The following is a 4405-nucleotide window of genomic DNA, read 5'->3' on the forward strand; positions in this document are numbered from 1 at the left end:
GGCTTTTGCCCCTGCGCTGTCTCACCGCCGGCCGCTGGGCGACGGGCTGACCGCGAAGGTCCGCGTGACCACGCGAGCGTTGCCGTACACGATCGCGGAGTTCACTGGCCGGCGTACGTCCTGGTTTCTCGTGGGATCAGCCTCCTGGCCCTTCATGGGCTTCGGCCGGCATCACCCTGTCCACCTGGGCCGATTTACACGGTGGCCGTGCGATTCTTGGGCCTTCATCTAGCAAATTCCGCCGATAACCCACCAGAAACCCCCAAACATCCATTTTTCCATCAAACGACGAAGAGCCTCAGCGGAAGGACTTCTCATATCCAGGGGATGGAACAGCCTTTGCGTCATCTGATGTACTCGCACGCGGCATTCCTGACGGTGTGACCGAATCACTGCAGGGGTATCTGTCACCGCAGGCGTAGCAGGTTGTACGGCTGACAGCGCAGGCCGTCGTTGAGCACGGCCCCGGGTTTCTCTGAGAACCCGGATCCAGTCGTTCGGGGACGACAGGGGGATGTCATGACGTTGCCGATGAGACGCGGCAGAGCTCACCACATGCACGGAGTCGAGCCGTCCGCGATGTTGCGGCGAGATCCGTTCGCCGACGTCCAAGAACTGCTCAGCCGGATCGGATGGCTGATCCCGTCGTCGACCGAGACCGAGATGGAACGCCCATGGGTGCCCGTCGCCGAGATCGACGAGTCCGACGAGGCCTACATGATCAAGCTTGAACTGCCGGGCGTGGCGCCCTCGGACATCGAGATCGGAATCACCGACCGCGAGCTGTGCATCACCGGCGAGGTTCACGAGGAGGAGGGCGGCGGAGGCGCGCTCCGCGTGCGCATGGGCCGCTTGCACTACCACACGTCGCTGCCCTCAGACGTGAACGAGTCGAACGTGGAAGCCTCCTTGGAAGACGGGGTCCTCACCGTCCGGATCCCCAAAGCCGCCCAGGGCCGCACCCGTCGCGTCGAGGTCACAGAGGCGCGGGGAAAAGGCCAGCGGCGTTCCAAGGGATCGATTCCGCCGAATTCGTCCTGACGACCTGAGCCCGCTCGCACACGGCGAGCGGGCAGAACGGCGAGCCGCTCTCTGATCACCTCGGCGATCGAAGAGCGGCTCGCGCATGCTCGGGTCAGACCGGGGCGCCGGCCGTACCTCTGGGTGTGCTTCTCGCGGGACGATCGATACATGGTGATGTTCGAGACCTCCCGTCTCATCCTCCGGCAGCCGACCGAAGACGACCTGGACCCGCTCGCCGCCGTCAACGCCGATCCGAGGGTCATGCGGTTCATCGGGAACGGCACGGTCCGCAGCCGGCAGCAGACCGCGGACGGCCTGGCCCGCGCGCGCCAGGAGTGGGACGAGCGCGGTCACGGCATGTTCTCGGTGGTCATCCGAGAAAGCGGGCGGTTCGCCGGGTGGGTGGCGCTGACCGAACCGGCCTTCCTGCCGGAGATCCTGCCCGCAGTCGAGATCGGTTGGCGGCTGGGTCACGAGTTCTGGGGCAGGGGCTACGCCACGGAGGCGGCCCGGGTCGCCCTGCGGTTCGGCTTCACCTCATGCGGGCTCGAGCGGATCGTCAGCATCCGGCACGTCGACAACGACGCGTCGAAACGGGTGATGGACAAGCTCGGCATGACGTTCGATCGCGAGACCGTGGTCCCGGCGTACGGCCGGCCGGTGGCCGTCCACGCCATCGATCGCGGCGACTTCGACGCGATGGCCGCGTCGTTCTGAGCGACGGAATCATTCAGGCCGGATTACCGCCCTTCCGCTCGGATATATGTGGCCTCCGGTCGGTTGTCGCCCCCGCGTGCGCGAAGTTGAAGACGGCGTGATCTCCAGGGCGCGGCGCAGGACTACATTCTTGGGGCGATCTGGCGCATAGGCAGCCTCGGTGGTTGCCGGCGCCCGCTCGAACAGGGGCACGACCTCCTGACACTGTGCCGCGATTTCAGAAATGCGCATGCTGTCGGCAATTCGGTTGTCGGAATTCAAATGAGTTCGCCCATTCTGTGAATCGCGAACATACCGTGAAGACATGTGGAAGGCCATCAAGATATTCGGATTCATCGTGGGCGCATACGCCGTCGCCCGCGCGCTCGTCGAGCCTCTCGTCATCGACATGTCCGATCCGGCGACGTACCAGGGCGACTGGGGCGGTCCCAGTCTCGGAGGAGTCCTTCTTGCACACTGTGGGCCGGGTGTCGTGGCGGCAGTGGTGATGATCTGGGCGCTCCTTCACCGCCGGTCTCGGCTCCGCGGTGGAACCAATTGAAGTCAACAAGGCACCCGGGGCGCGGCCTGAGCCCTCGGACCCACCAATGACTGCGACGGCCTGTGTCCGCCGGAAATCCTTCCGAGCGCTGTCCAGCACAGGCCGTCGCCCATGAACACTACGGGGACCCATGGGGACCATTCATCGGTGGCGCATCGAGCAACGACGGTCAACCAAGGTGCGCCTCGTCGGCACCGATTGACGCCTGGCGCGGGTGCAGGTCTGGGGTTGCATTCCGTACCCCGGTACAGCCTTACCGTCGAGCTGTGGGGGTCGCTCGCATAGGAGACGAGTGGCACCGGCAGACGGAGGACTCATGGAGTGGGCACCGACTGAATGCACGCTTCCGTCGCAAGAGCGGCCGTTACGAGTGGCGGAGTTCGACGGGCTGTTCTCTTCCGCCTTGCGGAAGCTGGAGCGAGTAGGACCGACTCATCTGCGACTCTTGCTCGACGGCGCTCCGCGGGTGGAGGAGACCGCGCGGGACCTGATAGCCCGGGAGGCGGACTGCTGCTCGTTCTTCTCCTTCCGCCTGACCACCCAGGGGCGGAGTCTGACCATCGACATCGAGGTGCCCGCCGTTCACGCCCGGGTGCTGGATGGGCTGGCGGCTCGCGCGATCGGCCAGGTCGCGTCATGACCGGTGGCTGGCTGCGTACGAGGGAGGTCGCCGAAGCGGCGGGTGTCAACGTCCAGACCCTGCGCTACTACCACCGGCGTGGCCTGCTGGACGAGCCTCAACGGAGCAACGGGGGACATCGGCGATATCCGCCGGAGGCTGTGGCCCTCCTTCGACTGATCAAGGCCGCGCAGAGACTCGGATTCACACTCGATGAGATTGCGGAGCTCATCGATGCGGCTTCTCATCGACACGGCGGCTTGCAGGGACGAGCCATGAGCAAGCTCGCCGAAGTGGAACGGAAGATCGCCGATCTCCAGCAGATCCGTCACGCGCTGCTCCAGGCGCTGAAAGCAGGGTGCGATGACCTGGTGACGTGCGCGGCCAGTCCACGTTGCCCATTGCCCCTCTCAGAGCAGGCGGAAGCGCAGCAGCACGCACGACCACGAGACGGGCATAGGGAGCACCGATTGCCATAAGCGATAGATCGCGCTTTCAGCTACAAAGCTGAGTCTTCGGCCAATTCACAGCAAATCTTAAGTTCATTCACTGGTTGCTCACTGGTGGCTCTCTCGCCGTAGACGCCTGGCTGAATGACTTCGCTCGCCCTGATCTGCGGCGGTGCTACTCCACAGGACCCGATCTCCGCCGGGTTCCGGCAGGCCGTGATGGCCGCCGGGATCGGCGGTCTTGTCGCGTTGCGGGTACGGCGGAAAAGGAAGTCGGCATGACGGGTCTGAGCAGCATCGACAGCCGGTTCATCGCGTTCTTCGACAACGGCGGGGTCTTCTGGATAGCCCTGGCCATCGCTCTCGGTGTCGGCGCGATGCACGCGGTCGCACCGGGGCACGGCAAGAGCGTCACCGCCGCGTATCTCTTCGGCACCCACGGCCGATACCGCGACGCCGTACGGCTCGGCGTCATCGTTGCGATCATGCACACGTTCTCCGTACTGGTGCTGGCACTGGTCTGGGTGGGCGTCTCCGGCCTCGCCGGGATGGGGACCGAGTCCGTCACGGCGTGGATGCAGGTGGTGGCCGCCGTCATCGTCATCGGAGTCGGCGTGCATCTCGCGTTCCGGCACATACGCGCCCACCTGCGCCGGCGCGACCACAGCCACGGGCATGGGCATGGGCACGGGCACGGACACGGTCACGGACATGATGAGGCACCCACCGACCCGTGGACGCGGAAGGGTTTGATCGCGCTCGCCCTGTCCGGCGGCCTGCTGCCGTCGCCGTCGGCGTTCATCGTGCTGGTGAGCGGCCTGCTCACCGGGCGGGCGATCGACGCGGTCGTGCTCGTTCTGGCGTTCGGGGTCGGGATGGCTTTAACGCTGACCGCGGTGGGCGTCGTCACGATCCAGGGCCACGGGCTGCTCACCCGCCGTACGAAGGGCTTGTCGGCGGCCTCCGCCGTGTCGGCCTGGACACCGGTCGTCGCGGGCATCGCCGTCTCGATCACCGGTTGTCTCTATCTGGCCGGCGCCGTCACCGTCCTCACCG

6 protein-coding genes are annotated in these 4405 nt (G+C 65.7%); all 6 read left to right on the plus strand.

The genetic code is table 11. The annotated features are described in order from the left end of the window. Positions 1 to 519 precede the first annotated feature (519 nt). A complete protein-coding gene (locus tag Pth03_RS41015) occupies positions 520 to 1041 on the plus strand; it encodes an Hsp20/alpha crystallin family protein (RefSeq protein ID WP_203949936.1) in 522 nt (173 codons plus the stop codon). A 150-nt stretch (positions 1042 to 1191) separates the two neighbouring features. After that, positions 1192 to 1740 (plus strand): GNAT family N-acetyltransferase, encoded by a 549-nt coding sequence (locus tag Pth03_RS41020; RefSeq protein ID WP_203949937.1) that lies wholly within the window; start codon positions 1192 to 1194, stop codon positions 1738 to 1740. A 304-nt stretch (positions 1741 to 2044) separates the two neighbouring features. Next, entirely contained in the window at positions 2045 to 2281 is a 237-nt protein-coding gene (locus tag Pth03_RS41025) for a hypothetical protein (protein WP_203949938.1), read from the plus strand. Between the two features lie 445 nt (positions 2282 to 2726). Continuing rightward, positions 2727 to 2921, plus strand: a complete 195-nt coding sequence (locus Pth03_RS41955; protein ID WP_239119810.1) for a hypothetical protein — start codon at positions 2727 to 2729, stop codon at positions 2919 to 2921. Then, positions 2918 to 3379 (plus strand): MerR family transcriptional regulator, encoded by a 462-nt coding sequence (locus Pth03_RS41035; RefSeq protein WP_203949940.1) that lies wholly within the window; start codon positions 2918 to 2920, stop codon positions 3377 to 3379. The genes Pth03_RS41955 and Pth03_RS41035 overlap by 4 nt, the downstream gene beginning before the upstream one ends. A 248-nt stretch (positions 3380 to 3627) precedes the next feature. Continuing rightward, on the plus strand, positions 3628 to 4405 hold a 778-nt coding region (locus Pth03_RS41040; RefSeq protein ID WP_373318692.1), incomplete at its 3' end, for a nickel/cobalt transporter.

The organism is Planotetraspora thailandica, from assembly GCF_016863335.1.
In the GTDB taxonomy this organism is placed as follows: Bacteria; Actinomycetota; Actinomycetes; order Streptosporangiales; family Streptosporangiaceae; genus Planotetraspora; species Planotetraspora thailandica.

Bases quoted from the DNA above. Each gene is read 5' to 3' on its own strand.
- Pth03_RS41015 (WP_203949936.1), top strand. From the start codon at position 520: ATGACGTTGCCGATGAGACGCGGCAGAGCTCACCACATGCACGGAGTC.
- Pth03_RS41035 (WP_203949940.1), top strand. From the start codon at position 2,918: ATGACCGGTGGCTGGCTGCGTACGAGGGAGGTCGCCGAAGCGGCGGGT.
- Pth03_RS41025 (WP_203949938.1), top strand. From the start codon at position 2,045: ATGTGGAAGGCCATCAAGATATTCGGATTCATCGTGGGCGCATACGCC.
- Pth03_RS41020 (WP_203949937.1), top strand. From the start codon at position 1,192: ATGGTGATGTTCGAGACCTCCCGTCTCATCCTCCGGCAGCCGACCGAA.